The sequence below is a fragment of the Streptomyces sp. SDT5-1 genome (assembly GCF_052245995.1).
GTDB lineage: Bacteria > Actinomycetota > Actinomycetes > Streptomycetales > Streptomycetaceae > Streptomyces.
The window spans coordinates 5134561-5152242 of the sequence record NZ_CM125963.1 but is presented as its reverse complement, the minus strand read 5'-3'; the positions used below and the strand labels follow the sequence as shown (position 1 = coordinate 5152242).

Genomic DNA, 17682 nt, shown 5'->3' with positions numbered 1-17682 from the left:
CCGTCCCGCTTTTCCGGGCCTCTTCGCTACGGCCGTGCGGAGGGGATCCGCTGCCGCCAGTCGTCGTCGGGGCGCGGTGTCGTGTCGAGCGGGCCCTCGGCGCGGGCCGCGCGGAACGCGGCGCACGCGCGTTTCTCGCCCTCGGCGTCGGGCGCCGCGGGGCGGACGGCGGCGGCCAGCGCCGCGCCCAGGGGGCCGTCCACGTCCACGGAGTCGCTCACGGAGTCCTCGCGAAGTCGGGAGTCTGCTCGTTCACCTCGACTCCCCCAGCGTGGGCGGGCCGTCATCCGTCACACCGACGTCACGGGCGAGCCTGCGCAGACCCCGGTACGTGGCGGTGCGCACGGCGCCGGGCCGCTTCCCGAGGACGCGCGCGGCGCTCGGCCCGTCGAGGCCGACGACGACGCGCAGCAGCACCGCCTCCCGCTGGTCGCGGGGCAGCCGGGCGAGCAGGGCGAGCGCCCGTTCCGTGGAGAGCGTCTCCAGGGCCTGCTCCGCGGTGTCCTGTGCGGCGGGCATGTCGCGCAGGTCCTGTTCGAGCGCGGTGGCCCGCGGCCGGGTGCCGCGCCGCCGCAGCAGGTCGAGGGCGCGGTGCCGGGCGATGGTCGCGGTCCAGCCGCGGAAGCCCGCCCCGTCGCCGCGGAACCTGCCGAGGTCGCGGGCGATCTCCAGCCACGCGTCGGACGCCACGTCCTCGGCGTCGTCGCCCACGAGCCCGCGCAGATATCCGAGCAGTCCGGGCTGCACGATCCGGTAGGCGACGGCGAAGGCGGCCTCGTCGCCCTCCTGGGCGCGTGCGACGGCCGCGCCCAACTCCTCGTCGTGCGCCCCTCCCTGACTCAAGCGCTTTCCTCTTCGTACGCCGGTGACGACGCGGACCCACGTGGCCGCGCTCACACCGAACTGCGCCCGCCTCCACAGAAACGTCACAGGAGGCCCGCCACTCAGAGCGCGAACATCGAGCCCTCGTCGGCGAATTCGACGACGTCCGAGGCCGCGGGCCTGCGCACCGTCACGGGCGCCCCGTACGCGGAGAACCTCAGGTCGGCCGTCATCCCGGCCTCCTTCGCCCGCAGCGAGCGCAGATACGGCTTCCCGCCCGCGTCCACGTACGCGACGCCCTCGGTGCCCTCGTCGGGCCCCGGCACCAGCGGGATCACCCGCCGCCCGTCCCTGCGCACCGGGGCCAGCTCCCGCGCGCCCTTCCACTCGTCCTCGCCCGCGCCGATGAGCCGGGGCACGGCGCACCCCTTGGCGAGCGCCTCCGCTCCCTTCGGCCCGGAGCGCGCCTTCACGTACTTGCCGCGCATCTGCCCTATCCGGTCCCGCACCCGCGCGGAGACGGTGGCGCCGCGGCCGTCCGCCATGGTCTGCAACTCGGCGAGCGCGGTCTCGCTGAACCGCATATAGGCCTCGGGCTCCGGGCCCGCGAGGACGACGAGCGTGCCGCGGTTGCCGGGTCCGCCGTCGAAGCCGCCGACGCAGTTGCCCTCGCGGTCGATCCGCATGTCCGTGCGCACCCGCTGCGTCCCCTTGCGCATGTCGGTGGCCATGCGCACGGATCCGGCCCGGTGCAGCAGGTCGCTCGCGGAGGCCAGCAGACGCTCCGCGTGCGTCATGTGCAGCACGGCGGGCGGCTCGATCCGCTCCATGCCCGATGCCAGCCACTCCGTCCCCGGCTCGTCCCGCGCGGCCACCGCCACCTCCGGAACGGCTCGTGTCACGACTCCCGCCGCGAGCACTCCCGCCACAACGGCCCCGATCACCACACGTCTTGAATTCACACCCCTCCAGCGGACCGCGCACCCCAACCGTCACCCGCTTGTGGCATACGCCACACCCGCACAACCAGTGACACTTCTCGGCTGTCGTTCGCTGGACAGGGCATCTACCCGCGGGTCACGCGGGGTCCATGTGAACTTCATCGAGGGGTGGGGCAATTGAGCCCGCGACATTCGCGAGAAAAGGCGGCCGACGCGCGCAGATCGCACGCGTACAAGCCGCTGAGTCTCAAGCGGAGAGCGTGGATCACGATGGGGGCGGTCGTGGTCGGCGGCGCCGGAGTCGTGTCGTACGCCATGGCCGATCCGGGCACCGACGCCGCGGGCGTCGCGGCGCACCGGCCCGCGGCCGTGCACACGCTGAGCCTGGAGACGAGGACGGACCGCAAGGTCGTCCCGCGGAAGGCGACGGAGCCGTTCGGCGCGGTGTCGGTGACGTGGAAGAACCCGAAGGACCGGATCGACGGCACCGCCCAGTTCCGGGCCAGGGACGCCGCGTCCGGCGCGTGGGGCACCTGGACCACCCTGCCGAAGGACACGAACGACGCGGACGGCGCCGAGCGCGAGGCCGCCGACATCCGCGGCGGCACCGCCTCCGTGTCGACGGACACCATGGCGGACGGCGTGGAGGTCCGCGTCGTCGACGCCGACGGCAAGGCCGCCGACCTGCCCGCGGGCATGGACGTCAAGCTGATCGACCCGGGCACCGGCAAGGCGGGCAGCGGCACCGAGCCCGCCGCGTTCTCCTCCGACGAGACGCCGCCCGAGCCCCGCCCGTCGACGGTCGTGAAGCCGCACATCATCCCGCAGTCCGTGTGGGGCCCCGGCCTGCCGCACGACGGAACTCCCGTGTACGACACGGAGATCAAGGCCGCCGTCGTGCACCACACCGGCGTGGACTCGGACAACCAGGTGCCGTGCGCGAAGAGCGCCGAGCGGCTGCGCGAGATCCAGCAGGACCACGTCGCCAAGGGCTACTACGACATCGGCTACAACTTCGTCGTCGACCGCTGCGGCCAGATCTTCGAGGGTCGTACCGGCGGCATGGACCTGCCGGTGCACGGCGCCCACGACTACGGCTTCAACACCGACACCGTCGGCATCTCGTACATCGGCAACTTCGAGTCGGCGAAGCCCACGAAGGCCGCCCTCGACTCCATCGCCCGCGTCGTCGCCTGGAAGTTCGGCCAGTACGGACTCACGGCGACCGACAAGGTGACGCTGACGTCCAACGGCGACCTCGGCACCGACGGCAACAAGGTCGCCAACGGCTCCACGATCACGCTCCCCCGCGTCTTCGGCCACCGCGACACCAACGCCACGGCCTGCCCCGGCGCGAACCTGTACCCGAAGCTGGGCCGCATCGCGACGCTCGCCGCCACCCCCGGCGTCTCGCACGCCCTCGCGAGCCAGAACGTGACCGGCGACGCCACGTCCGACATCGTCGCGGGCCTGCCCAAGGGTTCGAGCGGCGGCCAGATCGAGATCGTGCCGGGCACCGTCGACGGCCCGACGGCCACCGGCCGCAAGCTGATCTCGCAGTCCACCGGCGACGTGCCCGGCGCGGGCGAGAGCGGCGACCAGTTCGGCGCGTCCACCGCGACCGGTGACATCAACGGCGACGGCGCCACCGACATCGTCGTCGGCCAGCCCGGCGAGGACGACACGGTCGGCCACGCGGACCGGGGCGCGTACACGATCCTGTACGGCCCCGAGTTCACCACCGGCACCGGCGTCAACATCGACGGCAGCTACGCGCTCACCAACGCCAAGTTCGGCTCGGCCGTGGCCGTCGGCGACTTCAACGCGGACGGCAAGGCCGACGTGTTCGCCGCCTCCACCGGCACCGGCGGCACCTGGAGCGCCCGCTACGGCGACGACTGGGACACCGACTCGGCGATCACCACCACCGAGTCCGACCTGTCGTACGAGGACGCCGCGTCCGGCGACTTCAACCAGGACGGCTACGCGGACGTCGCGCTCAACTACCGCGACGGCACCGGCATCGGCCGCGTCGTCTGGTACAAGGGCGGCTCCGGCGGCCTGCGCAAGGCGGCCACGCTGACCGTCAAGGGCGGCCGCTCCATCGGCGCCGGCGACATCAACGGCGACGGTGTCGACGACATCGCCATCGGCCAGCCGTACACCGCCGAGTCGGGCGCAGCGGCCGGCGGCCAGGTCACCTTCGTCAAGGGCGTGGCCGGCACCGGCCTCACCGCCACCGGCGCCAAGACCGTGCACCAGGACACCTCGGGCGTGCCGGGCGCGGCCGAGGCGGGCGACGCCATGGGCGCCTCGATCGCCGTGGGCGACTACAACCTCGACGGCTACGCGGACGTGTACGCGGGCGCGCCGAACGAGGACATCACCCGCACCTCGAACCGCTCCAACGCGGGCAACTCGATCCTGCTCAAGGGCACGTCGACCGGCATCACCGGCACCGGCGCGCTCTCGGTCACGCAGGACACCGAGGGCGTCCCCGGCTCCTCCGAGTCGAACGACAACCTCGGCTCTGCGGTCGCCCTGACCGACCTGTCCGGCTACGGGCGGGCCGACCTGGTCGTCGGCTCGGCGGGCGAGAACTCCGGCGAGGGCATGCTGACGTACATCCCCAGCAACTCCTCCGGGCTCGGCCTGAGCTCGACCAGGAACCTCACCATGGCCACGCTCGGCACCCCGGCCACCGCGCGCCTGGGCACGAACCTGGCGCCGTAGCAGGCGGGTCGACCGACGCATGAGGGCCGCGGGGCGTCAGCTCCCCGCGGCCCTCACGTCATCCCCGGCCGCGGGCCCGCCGCGACACGACCGCGCGCAGCACCCTGCGGCCCTCCGTCGACACGACGAGCGCCTGCCGGAGCCCGGCCGCGCCGCCGTCCGCGAGCAGCTCCAGGATCTGCGTCTGGCGGCGCAGTTCGGCGGCGACCAGCGGGGACATGCCCTCGGTGCGGCCCTCGCGGCGGACACCCACGCCCGACGCCGAGTCCTTGCCCGGGTCGAGCATCCGGTGCACCTGGAGCGCGGCCACCGAGCAGGCGTCGGCCCACTCGCGCCACGCGTCGGCGACGGCCCGCTCCGGCGCCGCCCCGAGCATCCGGCGCACCAGCTCGGCGGCCTCGCCCTCGCCCGCCGCGCCGTCCAGCTCCTCGCGGGCCGCGCCGAGCCGCGCGCCCCAGTCGGCGCCGTCCTCCGCGAGGCTCGCCCACAGCGGGCGCAGCACGTCCTCGTCGGGGGCGCCGGGCTCGCCGACGCCGAGCAGCGGCACACAGCGGTCGAGGCAGCCGAGCCCGCTCGTGGCGAGGCCGCGCTCGTCGGCCTCCGCGATCAGTTCCACCAGGCTCATCGACGCAACGCTCCTCAGGACGTGGACCCAGCGATTCCCCTTGACTCCTACGGCACGTACTGCGCCGGGACGGCACGGAACGTCACGGTCACTTCACCCCGAGCCGGTCGAGGAGGCGGAAGAACTGCTCCTCGGCGGAGGGTTCGGCGGGCGCCCGCAGCACCTCGTCGAGCGGCTCCGGCCGCACTTCGCGGCCGCATTCGGCGGCCCAGCCGACGGCCCGCTCCGCCGCGTCCTCGGGCGGCAGGAAGTAGTCCTCCAGGGCGCGCTCGTCGCCGCCGATGTACCCGGCCATCGCGGCGCGCCCCAGGCACGCCGTCCACGCGCCGCTCTCCGGACCGGCCGCCTCGACGACGGCGCAGACGGAGTCCATGACGTAGCCGAACAGGGCGGGCGCCCCGGTCTCCGCCGCCAGCGCGTTCATGCTGCCCACGTCGCGCGGGCTCTCGCCGCCGCCGGGGCACTCCCAGATCTGCCAGCCGGCGTCCCGCTCCTCGAGGAGCGTCAGTTCGTCGCGGACCCCGCCGAGCGCCTCGCACGCGTTCAGCGGCCGGTCGCTTCTCGCGACCACGTAGTAGCCCCAGTAGCCCATGCCGTTCCCCCCGTCCCGGTGTACGCCGCATTCGTCGTACCTGTGGCCGAATACACCACAACGGAAAGGGAGTTGGCCAGCGGAACGGCAAACTGCGCGCGTCGGGCCGGTCAGCTGTCCAGCGTGTCGGCCAGATCGACGAACTTCGGCCAGCTCAGCTCCGGCTTCCCCGGGTCCCACAGTTTCTGCACGGTGGCCCGCAGCGGCATCCGGATGCCCTTCGCGACCTGCGCCGGGGTCTGCGCCCCCGAGATGTCGCACCACACGGCGAACGAGCCGCCGAGGATCTGGTCGTCGTACTTCGACGGCACCGGCTTCGTGCCGCGCACCACGAGCGGAGTCCAGCTCTTGTAGATCCGCTCGCCGGTCGGATAGACGAAGGTGTTGGGCTGCCCGAGGACGTAGTACAGGTACTCGTCGTTGTAGTTCGTGAGCTTGCGGCCCTCGCCGAGGTACTCCAGCGGCTCGCGCGCCCCGATCTCCTTGCCGGTCCAGTACGCGACCTCGATGCCCTTGTCCGCGTCGACGACGCCGCCCTTGTAGAAGCCGTCGTTCCACGCCTTCAGGTGCCGGTCGTAGGGGGCCATGGTCTTCGCCCGGTCGTTGAGCCAGCCCTGGGCGAGGTCCTGCACCTTCGCGTTCGCCCCGTACTTCTTGCGGGCAGCGGCGGCGAGCTGCGGGTAGGACGCCTCCGGGTTCTCGCTCATCAGGGCCCGGTACTCGTCGGCGCCCAGGTGCCAGTACGCGCCCTTGAACAGCTTCGCGTACTCCTTCAGGAGATCGTCCACGATCTTCGCGGCGCCCGGCTTGGAGATGTCGACGGCGCCGCGCGCGGCGACCCCGCTCGCGTCGCGGAGCTGGAGGTCGGGGTGCGCGGCGATCACCGCGCCCAGGTGGCCCGGCGAGTCGATCTCCGGCACGACGGTGACGTGCCGCTCGGCGGCCAGCTTCAGGATGTCCTTCACCTGCGCCTTGCTCAGGTGCTCCTTCGACACGACCTCCGGGTGCGAGTCGGAGGCGATCCGGAAGGACTGGTCGTCGGAGAAGTGCAGGCCGAGCTGGTTGTACTTGAGGTCCCCGATCTCCCTGATCCGGTCCTTGATCCAGTCGGCCGTGAAGTGCTTGCGGGCGATGTCCAGGTTGAACCCGCGCTGCGCCTTGGCCGGCTCGTCCTTCGTGACGCCCTCGGGCGCGGTGGCGCCGCCGTGCACCTCCTGCTTGAGGGTGCGGGTCCCGTAGAACACGCCGGTGTCGCTCGGCGCCGTGATCCGCACGGTGCCGCCCTCGACGGCCATCCGGTACGACTCCGGGTTCGCGCCCCGCTTCTCGTCGAGCCCCAGTTCCACGTCGCCGGGCCCCGCGTCGCCCGACCCCGCGTACGTCAGGTCCAGCTCACCGGCGATGAGCCGCCCCTCCTGCGCCAGCGACCCGTCCTTCACGACGACCTTGCCGCGGTCCGGCTTCCACCCGGGCCCGTGCGCGGCCGTGAAGTCCCGCACCTCCGGAATCGTGTGCGCCGGCTTCGACAGCGGATACGAACGGGTGGGCGAGGGCGTCGCGGACGTCGCCGACTTCCCGCCGGAGGGCGACCCACCGCTGTTCGAGCACCCCATGACCGCGACCAGCGCGATCCCGACGGCGCCGACCTTCAGAGCTTGCCGCTCCTTCTCCACGAAGTACCTCGCTGAACCACGTCGACCGGACACGTACGTTGCCGACGGTAACGGTGTGTCCCCAGGGGCGCGGGGAACTGCGCAAACGCAACTACGACGAGTCGGAAGCCGCACAGTGAAAGAGACAAACACCGCGACTCGCGCGGTACCGTCCACCCAACCCCCGCAAACCGGCCCGTCCGAGTGAATTTCACACATCCACCGGACAGTCACGACAAGCTCTGGCTAACGTTTGGCCACACCCACCCCACCAGCCCGCCGCCGGAGGCCCCCGCTGAGCCCCCTCCAGACTCCCGGCCGTCTGCCCGTCCCGGCCCCGGCCACGGCACCCGGCACCGCCGGAGGCCTGGCGCGGTTCAACGCGCTGCCGAGGGAGACCGCCGAGCAGCAGCTGCGCACATGCTGCCGCAGCCGCGCCTGGGCGCACCGGGTCGCCGCGCACCGCCCCTACCCGGACCTGGACGCGCTGCTCGCGGCGGCGGACGAGGCGTCGTACGACCTCTCGCCCGGCGACATCACCGAGGCCCTGACCGGCGAGGACCTCGTGCTGCCCCCGGACCCGGCCGCGTACTCGGGGCACTCGGGCTTCTCGGCGTACGCGGCGGCGAACACCGCGCTCGTCGCCGCCCACAGCGCCTACCAGACCCGCTTCGGGCACCCGTTCGTGATCTGCCTGGACGACATCGCGCCGAGCGAGGCCCTCGACCACCTGCTCGCGGGCCTGCGCACCCGGCTCGGCAACGACCCGGTGCACGAGCGGGAGCTGGCCGCCGAGGAGCTGCGCCGGCTCGCCCGGGGCCGGCTGGCGCGACTCGCCCGCCGGGAAACCGGCCGCAATAGCCCGTACGTGCCTGTTTGATTGCCTGTTTGATCACACATAAGGCCCCCGTGCGGGTGTCCCGACAACTCGTCGATACGATGACGAGCGGCCGGTGGACCGTACCCGGCCGGGCTCGCCCGACATAGAAGCCGGCGCGGCCCTAGTCCCCGCTCCCGGAGGGTTCTTCCGTGCCGGCTGGAACGCTGTACCGCGGCCGGGAAGGCATGTGGTCGTGGGTGGCTCATCGAGTCACCGGTGTCCTCATTTTCTTCTTCCTGTTCGTGCACGTCCTGGACACCGCTCTCGTCCGCGTCTCGCCCGAGGCGTACGACGATGTCGTTGGTACCTATAAGACGCCGATCGTCGCGCTTCTGGAATACGGCCTCGTCGCCGCGATTCTCTTCCACGCGCTCAACGGCCTGCGTGTGATCGCCGTCGACTTCTGGTCGAAGGGCCCGCGCTACCAGAAGCAGATGCTCTGGACCGTCATGGGCATCTGGATCGTCCTCATGGTCGGGGCCCTGTACCCCGTCCTCGGCCACGCCGTCCGCGCACTCTTCGGGAGCTGAGGCCAGACATGTCCGCTGACACCACCCCCGCACAGTCCGGCGTCGGCCCCGTCGAGGGCGTCTCCCTCTACGACGTCGACAACCCGGCCCCCTACATCGAGCCCCCGCGCAAGCGCACCTCGAAGACCCCGCGTTCGACGCGCGGCAACTTCGAGATGGCCGCATGGCTGTTCATGCGCCTGTCGGGTGTCGTCCTCGTCGTCCTGGTCCTCGGCCACCTGCTGATCCAGCTCGTCCTCGACGGCGGCGTCTCCAAGATCGGCTTCGCCTTCGTGGCCGGCCGCTGGGCGTCCCCGTTCTGGCAGGGCTGGGACCTGCTGATGCTGTGGCTCGCGATGCTGCACGGCGCCAACGGCCTGCGTACCGTCATCAACGACTACGCCGAGCGCCCCAACACCCGCATGTGGCTGAAGGGCCTGCTGTACGCCGCGACGGTCTTCACCGTCCTCCTGGGCACGCTGGTGATCTTCACCTTCGACCCCAACATCCGTTAAGCCGAGGCGAGCGAACCCGTGAAGATTCACAAGTACGACACCGTCATCGTCGGCGCGGGCGGCGCCGGCATGCGCGCGGCCATCGAGTCGACCAAGCGCAGCCGCACCGCCGTGCTGACCAAGCTCTACCCCACCCGCTCCCACACGGGCGCCGCGCAGGGCGGCATGGCCGCCGCGCTGGCCAACGTGGAGGAGGACAACTGGGAGTGGCACACCTTCGACACGATCAAGGGCGGCGACTACCTGGTCGACCAGGACGCCGCCGAGATCCTGGCGAAGGAGGCCATCGACTCGGTCCTCGACCTGGAGAAGATGGGCCTGCCGTTCAACCGCACCCCGAACGGCACCATCGACCAGCGCCGCTTCGGCGGTCACTCCCGCAACCACGGTGAGGCCCCGGTCCGCCGGTCCTGCTACGCCGCGGACCGCACGGGCCACATGATCCTCCAGACGCTGTACCAGAACTGCGTCAAGGAGGGCGTGGAGTTCTTCAACGAGTTCTACGTCCTCGACCAGCTCATCGTCGAGGAGGACGGCGTCAAGAAGTCCGCCGGTGTGGTCGCCTACGAGCTGGCCACCGGCGAGATCCACGTCTTCCAGGCGAAGTCGGTCATCTACGCGTCCGGCGGCACCGGCAAGTTCTTCAAGGTGACGTCCAACGCGCACACCCTGACCGGTGACGGCCAGGCCGCCTGCTACCGGCGCGGGATCCCGCTGGAGGACATGGAGTTCTTCCAGTTCCACCCGACCGGCATCTGGCGCATGGGCATCCTTCTCACGGAGGGCGCCCGCGGTGAGGGCGGCATCCTCCGCAACAAGGACGGCGAGCGCTTCATGGAGAAGTACGCGCCGGTCATGAAGGACCTCGCGTCCCGTGACGTCGTCTCCCGCTCCATCTACACGGAGATCCGTGAGGGCCGCGGCTGCGGTCCCGCCGGCGACCACGTGTACCTGGACCTCACCCACCTGCCGCCGGAGCAGCTGGACGCCAAGCTCCCGGACATCACCGAGTTCGCGCGCACGTACCTCGGCATCGAGCCCTACACGGACCCGATCCCGATCCAGCCGACCGCGCACTACGCCATGGGCGGCATCCCGACGAACGTCGAGGGCGAGGTCCTCGCGGACAACACCACCGTCGTCCCGGGCCTGTACGCCGCCGGTGAGGTCGCCTGTGTCTCCGTGCACGGCGCCAACCGTCTCGGCACCAACTCGCTGCTCGACATCAACGTCTTCGGGCGCCGCGCCGGCATCGCCGCCGCGGAGTACGCGCACAAGACCGAGTTCGTCGAGCTTCCGGAGAACCCGGCCGCGATGGTCGAGGAGCTCGTGGAGCGCCTGCGCGACTCGCAGGGCACCGAGAGCGTCTCGAAGATCCGCACCGAGCTCCAGGAGTGCATGGACGCCAACGTGATGGTGTTCCGCACCGAGCAGACGATCAAGACGGCCGTCGAGAAGATCGCCGAGCTGCGCGAGCGGTACAAGAACGTGTCGGTCCAGGACAAGGGCAAGCGGTTCAACACCGACCTGCTCGAGGCCATCGAGCTGGGCAACCTGCTCGACCTCGCCGAGGTCATGGCGACCTCCGCCCTGGCCCGCAAGGAGTCCCGCGGCGGTCACTACCGCGAGGACTTCCCGAACCGCGACGACGTCAACTTCATGCGCCACACCATGGCGTACCGCGAGGTCGGCGACGACGGCTCCGAGTCCATCCGTCTCGACTACAAGCCGGTCGTCCAGACCCGCTACCAGCCGATGGAGCGTAAGTACTGATGGCTACCCCGACCATGGAAAAGGCGGACGCGGGAGCCCCCGAGCCCGGCTTCGCCGACAGCCCCAACATCACGATCACGCTGCGCGTGCGGCGGTTCAACTCCGAGGTCTCGGACGAGGCCCACTGGCAGGACTTCCAGCTGGAGATGGACCCCAAGGAGCGTGTCCTCGACGCCCTGCACAAGATCAAGTGGGAGCACGACGGAACCCTGACGTTCCGCCGCTCCTGCGCGCACGGCATCTGCGGGTCCGACGCGATGCGGATCAACGGCAAGAACCGTCTCGCCTGCAAGACGCTGCTCAAGGACATCAACCCGGAGAAGCCCATCACGGTCGAGGCCATCAAGGGCCTCACGGTCCTCAAGGACCTCGTGGTGGACATGGAGCCGTTCTTCCAGGCGTACCGCGACGTCATGCCGTTCCTCGTCACGACGGGCAACGAGCCGACGCGTGAGCGCCACCAGTCCGACGAGGACCGGGCCCGCTTCGACGACACCACCAAGTGCATCCTGTGCGCCGCGTGCACGTCGTCCTGCCCGGTGTTCTGGAACGACGGCCAGTACTTCGGTCCGGCCGCGATCGTGAACGCCCACCGCTTCATCTTCGACTCGCGCGACGAGGCCGGAGAGCAGCGCCTGGAGATCCTCAACGACCGCGACGGCGTGTGGCGCTGCCGCACGACCTTCAACTGCACGGACGCCTGCCCGCGCGGCATCGAGGTCACCAAGGCCATCCAGGAAGTCAAGCGCGCCCTGATCACGCGCCGCTACTGACCTTCCCGGCGTTCTCGCCGCACGGCCCGAAGGCCCCGCTCCCCAACAGGGAGCGGGGCCTTCGTCGTTGGCGCGCGTCACTGCGACCACTTCCGCTTGAACATGTTCAAAAACAGGGCTACATTCATGGGCGTCAGCGTTTTTGAACGCGTTCAAGGAGGGTGGGGCATGGACCTCACAGTGGTCGCATACGTCGTGTATCTCGTGGTCAGCATCGGGCTCACCGTGTGGGTGGCACGGACGTTGAGCCGCAATGGGCGGGTGTTCCTCGCCGATGTGCTGCACGGCAACGAGAAGCTGGCCGACGCCGTCAACCACCTTCTGGTGGTGGGGTTCTATCTGGTCAACCTCGGGTTCGTGGCGCTCTACCTGAGCGGCGACGAGAGCATCGGCAGCACCCGGGAGGTGTTCGAGGCGCTCTCCACCAAGCTCGGCGTCGTCCTGCTCGTGCTCGGCGTGATGCACCTGGGGAACGTGTACGTGCTCAACAAGATCCGGCGGCGCGGCGTCATGGAGCGCGAGCAGCAGCCGCCGGTCCCGCCGCAGGGCTGGGCCGCGCCGGTGGGCGGGGCGTGACAGCGGTGGGAACCGCCGGGCGGGCGGCGGCCCGGGGTGCCACGGGGGTGGCCCCGGTCCGCCGGCTCACGGTCCTGTACGACGCCGAGTGCCCGCTGTGCACGTTCGCCCGCAACTGGCTGTCCAGGCAGGCGCAGTTGGTGCCGCTGGAGTTCGTCCCCGCGGGCTCCGAGGAGGCGCTGCGGCGCTTCCCCGGCCTCGACCACGCGGCGACGCTCTCGGACATCACCGTGCTCGCGGACGGCGGGCAGATCTACCGGGGCGCCGCCGCCTGGGTCGTGTGCATGTGGGCGCTGCGCGAGCACCGGGCCACCTCGCACCGGATGGCGACACCGATGGGCCTGCGATTCGCCAAGCAGGCCGTGCTCGGCGCCGCCAAGTACCGGGAGTCGTACCGCGAGCGGCGGCCCGGGCAGCGGACGGACGGCTGGCGGTACGACCCGCGGCGGGGCTGGTACCACCAGGCACCCACCTGCGACAGCGGCTGCCGCGCCGCCGATTAGGCTCGGGGACCGTGGCAGCAGAGAAGGCCGAGGGCAAAGGCGCGAAGAGCGAGCAGACGCGGGCGCTCATCCTGGAGACCGCGATGCGGCTGTTCCGGGAGCGGGGCTACGACAAGACCACCATGCGGGCGATCGCCCAGGAGGCGGGGGTCTCGGTCGGCAACGCGTACTACTACTTCGCGGGCAAGGAACACCTGATCCAGGGGTTCTACGACCGGATCACCGCCGAGCACCAGGCGGCGGTCCGGTCCGTGCTCGACACGGAGACCGACCTCCAGGCACGGCTCGCGGGCGTGCTGCGGGCCTGGCTGGAGATCGCCGAGCCGTACCACGAGTTCGCGGCCCAGTTCTTCAAGAACGCGGCCGACCCCGACTCCCCGCTCAGCCCGTTCTCCGCCGAGTCGGAGCACGCCCGGGAGGCCGCCATCGAGCTGCACCGTGAGGTGCTCGCCGGGTCGAAGGCCAAGGTGCCGGCCGAGCTCGCGGAGATCCTCCCGGAGCTGATGTGGCTGTCCCAGATGGGGCTCGTCCTCTACTGGGTGTTCGACAGCTCCGAGGGGCGCGAGCGCAGTCGGCGGCTCGCCGAGCGCGGCGCCCGGCTCACGACGCGGGGCGTGGCGCTCGCCCGGTTCCGGGTGCTCCGGCCGCTCGTCCTGGAGGTGCACGAGCTGTTCATCGACTTCCTGCCGGGGATGACGCGGCCCCTGAGCCGATAGGGCCCCGCCGGTCTTTACCAGGCCTTTGACCTGTACCTTCACGGGATGCCCGGCTCCACTCCCCCCTCGCACGTCAGCCGCCGCGCCGCCCTCGGGATCGGGGCGGGGGCCTGCGCCGCGCTCGCCCTGCCCGCACCGTCCGCGTCCGCCGCGTCGGATGTACAGGTGCAGCCGCGGGCGGGGGCGCCGAAGCTGCCGAAGCTCGCCGCGAAGGCGTGGCTCGTCGCCGACAACGACAGCGGCGAGGTGCTCGCCTCCTACGAGGCGCACCGCAGGCTGCCGCCCGCGTCGACGCTGAAGATGCTGTTCGCGGACACTGTGCTGCCGAAGTTCGACAGCACGCTGAAGCACAAGGTGACGGCGGAGGACCTCGCGGACATCCCGCTCGGCTCCAGCCTCGTCGGCGTCCAGGCCGGGACGACGTACAGCGTGCACCAGTTGTGGCAGGGCGTGTTCCTGCGCTCCGGGAACGACGCGGTGCACGTGCTGGCGAACATGAACGGCGGCGTCGCGAAGACCGTCGCGCAGATGCAGGCCCGCGCGAAGGACCTCCAGGCGAACGACACGCACGTCGTCAGCCCGGACGGCTTCGACCACCCCGGGCAGGTGTCGTCCGCGTACGACCTGACGCTGTTCGCGCGCGCCGGGCTGAAGAACGACGACTTCCGCCGGTACTGCGCCACCAAGGTCGCCGACTTCCCCGCGGGCGGCTCCAAGACCTTCCAGATCCAGAACACCGACCGCCTCCTGACCGGGCAGGGCGTCACCCCGTACGAGGGCCTGATCGGCGTCAAGAACGGCTACACGTCGCACGCGGGCAACACCTTCACCGGCGCCGCCACCCGCGGCGGCCGCACCCTCCTGGTCACCGTCATGCACCCGAAGTCCGGCTACGAGGCGGTGTACGAGGAGACGGCCGCGCTGCTCGACTGGGGCTTCGCGGCGGCCGACAAGGTGCGCCCCGTCGGCGTGCTGGTGGGCCCGCTGAGCGAGCAGCCCCGGCCGACCCGCGAGCCGGACGTGGCGGGCGCGGGCCCTGCCGCCGCGAGCCCGTCCGGCGGCTCGCACGGCGACGACTGGGCGCTCGGCGGCTCCGCGGCCCTCGCCGCGCTCGCGGGCGGCGGCCTGCTCGCCCTGCGCCGCCGCGCGAAGCCGACGGGACGGCGCAGGAAGGCCTGACAGAGCGGCTCAGGCCTGCTTGGAGGCGAGCTGGACCACGGTGATGTCGGAGGGCGCGCCCACCCGCACCGGCGGCCCCCACGCGCCCGCGCCCCGGCTGACGTACAGCTGGGTGTCGCCGTACCGGTCGAGGCCCGCGAGGGTCGGATTGCTGGCGGCGGCCACGAAGTTGCCCGGCCAGAGCTGGCCGCCGTGGGTGTGCCCGGACAGCTGGAGGTCGACGCCGTGCTTCACCGCCTCGTGGATCATCACGGGCTGGTGGGCCATGAGCACGGACGCGCGGGAGGTGTCGCGGTCGCCGAGCGCCTTCGCGTAGTCGGGGCCCTCGCCGTAGTTCTCGCCCGCGATGTCGTTGACGCCCGCGAGGTCGAAGGCGCCGATGTCGGCGCGCGCGTTCTCCAGCGGACGCAGGCCGAGTTCGCGCACGTGCTCCACCCACGGGTCGGCGCCCGAGAAGTACTCGTGGTTGCCGGTGACGAAGTACGTGCCGTGCCGGGCGCTGAGCCGGGCGAGCGGGGCGACGGCGGGCGCGAGGTCCTCGACGCTGCCGTCGACGAGGTCGCCGACGACGGCGATCAGGTCGGGCTGCGTCGCGTTGATCGTGTCGACGACCTTCTCGGCGAAGCCCCGGCCGAGCACCGGCCCGAGGTGGATGTCGCTGACGACGGCGATCCTGAACCCGTGGGCGGCGCGCGGCAGTTTGGCCAGCGGCACGGTGACCCGTTTGACCTTCGGGCCGCGCAGCACGCCGTACGCGCCACCGGCCACGACGCCCGCCGCGGCCACCGTCGCGGCGGCGCCGACGGTCCGGGCGAGGACGAGGCGGCGGGTGGGCGCGGGCGCCGCGGGCGCGAGCCCCGGAACCGGTTCGAGCCCCTTCAGCTCCGGCACGGGCACCCGCACCGGGGCCTCCTCCGCCGCGGCGGGCACGGCCGCCTTCTCCCGGTCGAACAGGCGCCGGAGCAGCGGCCGCAGGACCTCCCCCACCAGCAGCGCGAGCAGCAGGTACAGCGCGAACGCGAGCCACAGGAACCCCGGCCAGGCCAGCACCTGCTGGAGCGGGAAGGGCGCCCCGCCGCGCTCGGCGCCGAGCGCGGCGAACGTCAGCACGGGCCCGGCCACGAACACCGCGGTGCCGAGCCGCCTGGCCCACCCGCCCTTGGCGGTCGTGTCGCGCACGAGCCGACGCCACGCGTAGTAGTGCAGCCCTGCGAACGCCGCGAGGACGAAGGCGGCGATCAGTACGAAGACGACGACCATCTGCGCCGGCGCCTATGAGGTCCGACGCAGTGCGCGCACGGAACGCAACCCAATGACCCCTACAGCCGTCCCCAATACGAAGGAGACGACGGCGAGCGTCAGGTGCACCCAGAAGTACGCGGTCGGATCCCCGGCGTCGTCGAAGGCGAGGCCGCTGCCGTCCTTGACGAGGTTTTTGACGAAAGTGATCCAGATGACCCAGCTCCACACCCCGAAGGCGAGCAGGAACCAGGACACGGGGCGGCTGAGCTTCATGTCCTCAGTATCGCCGCGCGGCTTCTCGCACCGCCGCCGGGGTGGGTCGAACCGGACACAGGAGAAGGCGGTGGAGACTTACGGGGCAGGTACAGGTACGTTCACCAGCGTGCCCGACTCCCACGCCGCGCGACCGACGTCGCACTTGAAGAAGGCCGCGGTGCTGTTCGCCGCCTCCGCCCTGACGTTGTCCGCCGCGCTGCCGGCCGCCGCGGCGGACAAGGACGACGACAAGGACAAGCGGGACGAGAAGCCGCCCGCGTCGATGTCCCAGGTGGGCGGCGCCCAGCTCGGCAAGCCCGGCACGCAGGTGAACCTGCGGGGCGGCGCGCCCGTCCTGCCGAAGGACCTGACGGCGAAGTCGTGGCTGGTCGCGGACGCCGAGTCGGGCGAGGTGCTCGCCGCGCACAACGCGCACTGGGAGCTGCCGCCCGCCTCGACGCTGAAGATGCTGTTCGCGGACACCGTGCTGCCGAAGTTCCCGAAGACGACGACGCACAAGGTCGTGCCGTCCGACCTGGCCGGGATGGGCGCCGGGTCGAGCCTCGTGGGCGTCAAGGAGGGCTTCACGTACACGGTGCACGACCTGTGGCTCGGCGTGTTCCTGCGCTCCGGCAACGACGCGGTGCACGTGCTGTCCGCCATGAACCAGGGCGTCGCGCAGACCGTGAAGGACATGCAGGCGCACGCCGACGAGCTCCAGGCCGGCGACACCCACGTGGTCAGCCCCGACGGCTACGACATGCCGGGGCAGCACTCCTCCGCGTACGACCTGACGCTGTTCGCCCGGTCGGGGCTGCACAAGAAGGACTTCCGGGAGTACGCGGCCACGCCCACCGCCGAGTTCCCGCTGAAGCAGAAGAAGGGCAAGACCACCGAGCGCTTCGGGATCCAGAACACCAACCGCCTGCTCACGGGCTCGTACGGGCTGCCCGCGTACAAGGGCATAGCGGGCGTGAAGAACGGCAACACGACGAACGCGGGCGCCACGTTCACCGGCGTCGCCGAGCGCGGGAACCGGGTGCTCCTGGTGACGGTCATGAACCCGAAGTCGAAGGAGAGCCAGGCCGTCTACAAGGAGACCGCGCGGCTCTTCGACTGGGGTTTCCAGGCGGACGGCAAGGTCGCCCCCGTCGGCCACCTCGTCGGGCCCAAGAGCGAGACGCCCGCGGGCGCGTCGTCGCCGAGCCCCGGCGCCGGACCCGCCAAGCCGGCCGCGCACGCGGCGGTGACGGGCGGCGGCTCCAGCGGCGTCGGCATCGCGCTCGCGATCACGGGCGGCGTGCTCGTGGTGCTCGCGGGCGCGGTGTTCGTGGTGCGCAGGAAGTGGCCGCTGAAGACGACGAAGAGCTGATGAACACGGAGAGCTGAGGGACGC

General features: G+C 71.5%; 19 protein-coding genes. 11 read left to right on the top strand and 8 right to left on the bottom strand.

All coding sequences use genetic code 11. The annotated features are described in order from the left end of the window. Window positions 1-26: 26 nt before the first annotated feature. From ACTWJ8_RS23910 to ACTWJ8_RS23900, 3 genes are all read right to left on the bottom strand, one after another. Entirely contained in the window at window positions 27-221 is a 195-nt protein-coding gene (locus tag ACTWJ8_RS23910) for a hypothetical protein (RefSeq protein WP_356374562.1), read from the bottom strand. Between the two features lie 31 nt (window positions 222-252). Then, complete coding sequence (locus ACTWJ8_RS23905) at window positions 253-843, bottom strand: RNA polymerase sigma factor (RefSeq protein WP_356374564.1); 591 nt, start codon at window positions 841-843, stop codon at window positions 253-255. Between the two features lie 101 nt (window positions 844-944). Next, window positions 945-1724 carry a hypothetical protein gene (locus ACTWJ8_RS23900; protein WP_443260232.1) on the bottom strand — a complete coding sequence of 260 codons (780 nt, stop codon included), beginning with the start codon at window positions 1722-1724 and terminating at the stop codon, window positions 945-947. 309 nt (window positions 1725-2033) lie between these two features. Here ACTWJ8_RS23900 and ACTWJ8_RS23895 point away from each other — a divergent pair, with 309 nt between their 5' ends. Next, complete coding sequence (locus ACTWJ8_RS23895; protein ID WP_443260231.1) at window positions 2034-4496, top strand: N-acetylmuramoyl-L-alanine amidase; 2463 nt, start codon at window positions 2034-2036, stop codon at window positions 4494-4496. A 58-nt stretch (window positions 4497-4554) separates the two neighbouring features. Here the strand turns inward: ACTWJ8_RS23895 and ACTWJ8_RS23890 are convergent, their stop codons facing one another. The 3 genes from ACTWJ8_RS23890 to ACTWJ8_RS23880 form a co-directional block, all read right to left on the bottom strand. After that, window positions 4555-5121, bottom strand: a complete 567-nt coding sequence (locus tag ACTWJ8_RS23890) for a hypothetical protein (protein WP_356374570.1) — start codon at window positions 5119-5121, stop codon at window positions 4555-4557. 88 nt (window positions 5122-5209) lie between these two features. Beyond that, a complete protein-coding gene (locus ACTWJ8_RS23885; protein WP_356374572.1) occupies window positions 5210-5713 on the bottom strand; it encodes a hypothetical protein in 504 nt (167 codons plus the stop codon). Window positions 5714-5823: 110 nt separating this feature from the next. Next, window positions 5824-7326, bottom strand: a complete 1503-nt coding sequence (locus ACTWJ8_RS23880) for a beta-N-acetylhexosaminidase (protein ID WP_443264977.1) — start codon at window positions 7324-7326, stop codon at window positions 5824-5826. A gap of 292 nt (window positions 7327-7618) precedes the next feature. On the opposite strand from ACTWJ8_RS23880, the gene ACTWJ8_RS23875 reads away from it, so the two are divergent. The 9 genes from ACTWJ8_RS23875 to ACTWJ8_RS23835 all read left to right on the top strand — a co-directional run bounded on the left by ACTWJ8_RS23875 (window position 7619) and on the right by ACTWJ8_RS23835 (window position 14789). Next, window positions 7619-8245 carry a 2-oxo-4-hydroxy-4-carboxy-5-ureidoimidazoline decarboxylase gene (locus ACTWJ8_RS23875; RefSeq protein WP_443260230.1) on the top strand — a complete coding sequence of 209 codons (627 nt, stop codon included), beginning with the start codon at window positions 7619-7621 and terminating at the stop codon, window positions 8243-8245. A 149-nt stretch (window positions 8246-8394) separates the two neighbouring features. Next, the gene (gene sdhC / locus ACTWJ8_RS23870) at window positions 8395-8775 is read left to right on the top strand and encodes a succinate dehydrogenase, cytochrome b556 subunit (RefSeq protein WP_266713332.1); all 381 of its coding nucleotides are present in this window, start codon (window positions 8395-8397) and stop codon (window positions 8773-8775) included. 8 nt (window positions 8776-8783) lie between these two features. Then, window positions 8784-9269, top strand: coding sequence for a succinate dehydrogenase hydrophobic membrane anchor subunit (locus ACTWJ8_RS23865; RefSeq protein WP_356374574.1), 486 nt, complete (start codon window positions 8784-8786; stop codon window positions 9267-9269). Between the two features lie 18 nt (window positions 9270-9287). After that, window positions 9288-11042 carry a succinate dehydrogenase flavoprotein subunit gene (sdhA, locus tag ACTWJ8_RS23860; protein ID WP_356374576.1) on the top strand — a complete coding sequence of 585 codons (1755 nt, stop codon included), beginning with the start codon at window positions 9288-9290 and terminating at the stop codon, window positions 11040-11042. Continuing rightward, window positions 11042-11815: a succinate dehydrogenase iron-sulfur subunit gene (locus ACTWJ8_RS23855; protein WP_356374578.1), complete on the top strand. Its 774-nt coding sequence runs from the start codon at window positions 11042-11044 to the stop codon at window positions 11813-11815. The genes sdhA and ACTWJ8_RS23855 overlap by 1 nt, the downstream gene beginning before the upstream one ends. Before the next feature lie 168 nt (window positions 11816-11983). Next, window positions 11984-12391: a hypothetical protein gene (locus ACTWJ8_RS23850; protein WP_356374580.1), complete on the top strand. Its 408-nt coding sequence runs from the start codon at window positions 11984-11986 to the stop codon at window positions 12389-12391. Further along, window positions 12388-12894, top strand: a complete 507-nt coding sequence (locus ACTWJ8_RS23845) for a thiol-disulfide oxidoreductase DCC family protein (protein ID WP_356374582.1) — start codon at window positions 12388-12390, stop codon at window positions 12892-12894. Before ACTWJ8_RS23850 ends, ACTWJ8_RS23845 begins: the two co-directional genes overlap by 4 nt. 11 nt (window positions 12895-12905) lie before the next feature. Further along, window positions 12906-13610 carry a TetR family transcriptional regulator gene (locus tag ACTWJ8_RS23840; RefSeq protein WP_443260229.1) on the top strand — a complete coding sequence of 235 codons (705 nt, stop codon included), beginning with the start codon at window positions 12906-12908 and terminating at the stop codon, window positions 13608-13610. A 45-nt stretch (window positions 13611-13655) separates the two neighbouring features. Further along, window positions 13656-14789, top strand: a complete 1134-nt coding sequence (locus ACTWJ8_RS23835; RefSeq protein WP_443260228.1) for a D-alanyl-D-alanine carboxypeptidase family protein — start codon at window positions 13656-13658, stop codon at window positions 14787-14789. A 9-nt stretch (window positions 14790-14798) separates the two neighbouring features. On the opposite strand, the gene ACTWJ8_RS23830 is transcribed toward ACTWJ8_RS23835, so the two are convergent. Then, window positions 14799-16049 carry a metallophosphoesterase gene (locus tag ACTWJ8_RS23830; RefSeq protein ID WP_443260227.1) on the bottom strand — a complete coding sequence of 417 codons (1251 nt, stop codon included), beginning with the start codon at window positions 16047-16049 and terminating at the stop codon, window positions 14799-14801. 12 nt (window positions 16050-16061) lie between these two features. Then, on the bottom strand, window positions 16062-16304 hold the full coding sequence (locus ACTWJ8_RS23825) for an SCO4848 family membrane protein (RefSeq protein WP_356374588.1): 243 nt from the start codon (window positions 16302-16304) through the stop codon (window positions 16062-16064). A gap of 109 nt (window positions 16305-16413) precedes the next feature. Here ACTWJ8_RS23825 and ACTWJ8_RS23820 point away from each other — a divergent pair, with 109 nt between their 5' ends. Further along, a complete protein-coding gene (locus ACTWJ8_RS23820; protein WP_443260226.1) occupies window positions 16414-17658 on the top strand; it encodes a D-alanyl-D-alanine carboxypeptidase family protein in 1245 nt (414 codons plus the stop codon). Window positions 17659-17682: the final 24 nt, after the last annotated feature.

Coding starts and splice junctions, on each gene's coding strand:
- ACTWJ8_RS23895 (WP_443260231.1), top strand. CDS start 2,034: ATGGGGGCGGTCGTGGTCGGCGGCGCCGGAGTCGTGTCGTACGCCATG.
- ACTWJ8_RS23890 (WP_356374570.1), bottom strand. CDS start 5,121: ATGAGCCTGGTGGAACTGATCGCGGAGGCCGACGAGCGCGGCCTCGCC.
- ACTWJ8_RS23885 (WP_356374572.1), bottom strand. CDS start 5,713: ATGGGCTACTGGGGCTACTACGTGGTCGCGAGAAGCGACCGGCCGCTG.
- ACTWJ8_RS23880 (WP_443264977.1), bottom strand. CDS start 7,326: ATGGGGTGCTCGAACAGCGGTGGGTCGCCCTCCGGCGGGAAGTCGGCG.
- ACTWJ8_RS23865 (WP_356374574.1), top strand. CDS start 8,784: ATGTCCGCTGACACCACCCCCGCACAGTCCGGCGTCGGCCCCGTCGAG.
- ACTWJ8_RS23855 (WP_356374578.1), top strand. CDS start 11,042: ATGGCTACCCCGACCATGGAAAAGGCGGACGCGGGAGCCCCCGAGCCC.
- ACTWJ8_RS23850 (WP_356374580.1), top strand. CDS start 11,984: ATGGACCTCACAGTGGTCGCATACGTCGTGTATCTCGTGGTCAGCATC.
- ACTWJ8_RS23835 (WP_443260228.1), top strand. CDS start 13,656: ATGCCCGGCTCCACTCCCCCCTCGCACGTCAGCCGCCGCGCCGCCCTC.
- ACTWJ8_RS23830 (WP_443260227.1), bottom strand. CDS start 16,049: ATGGTCGTCGTCTTCGTACTGATCGCCGCCTTCGTCCTCGCGGCGTTC.
- ACTWJ8_RS23825 (WP_356374588.1), bottom strand. CDS start 16,304: ATGAAGCTCAGCCGCCCCGTGTCCTGGTTCCTGCTCGCCTTCGGGGTG.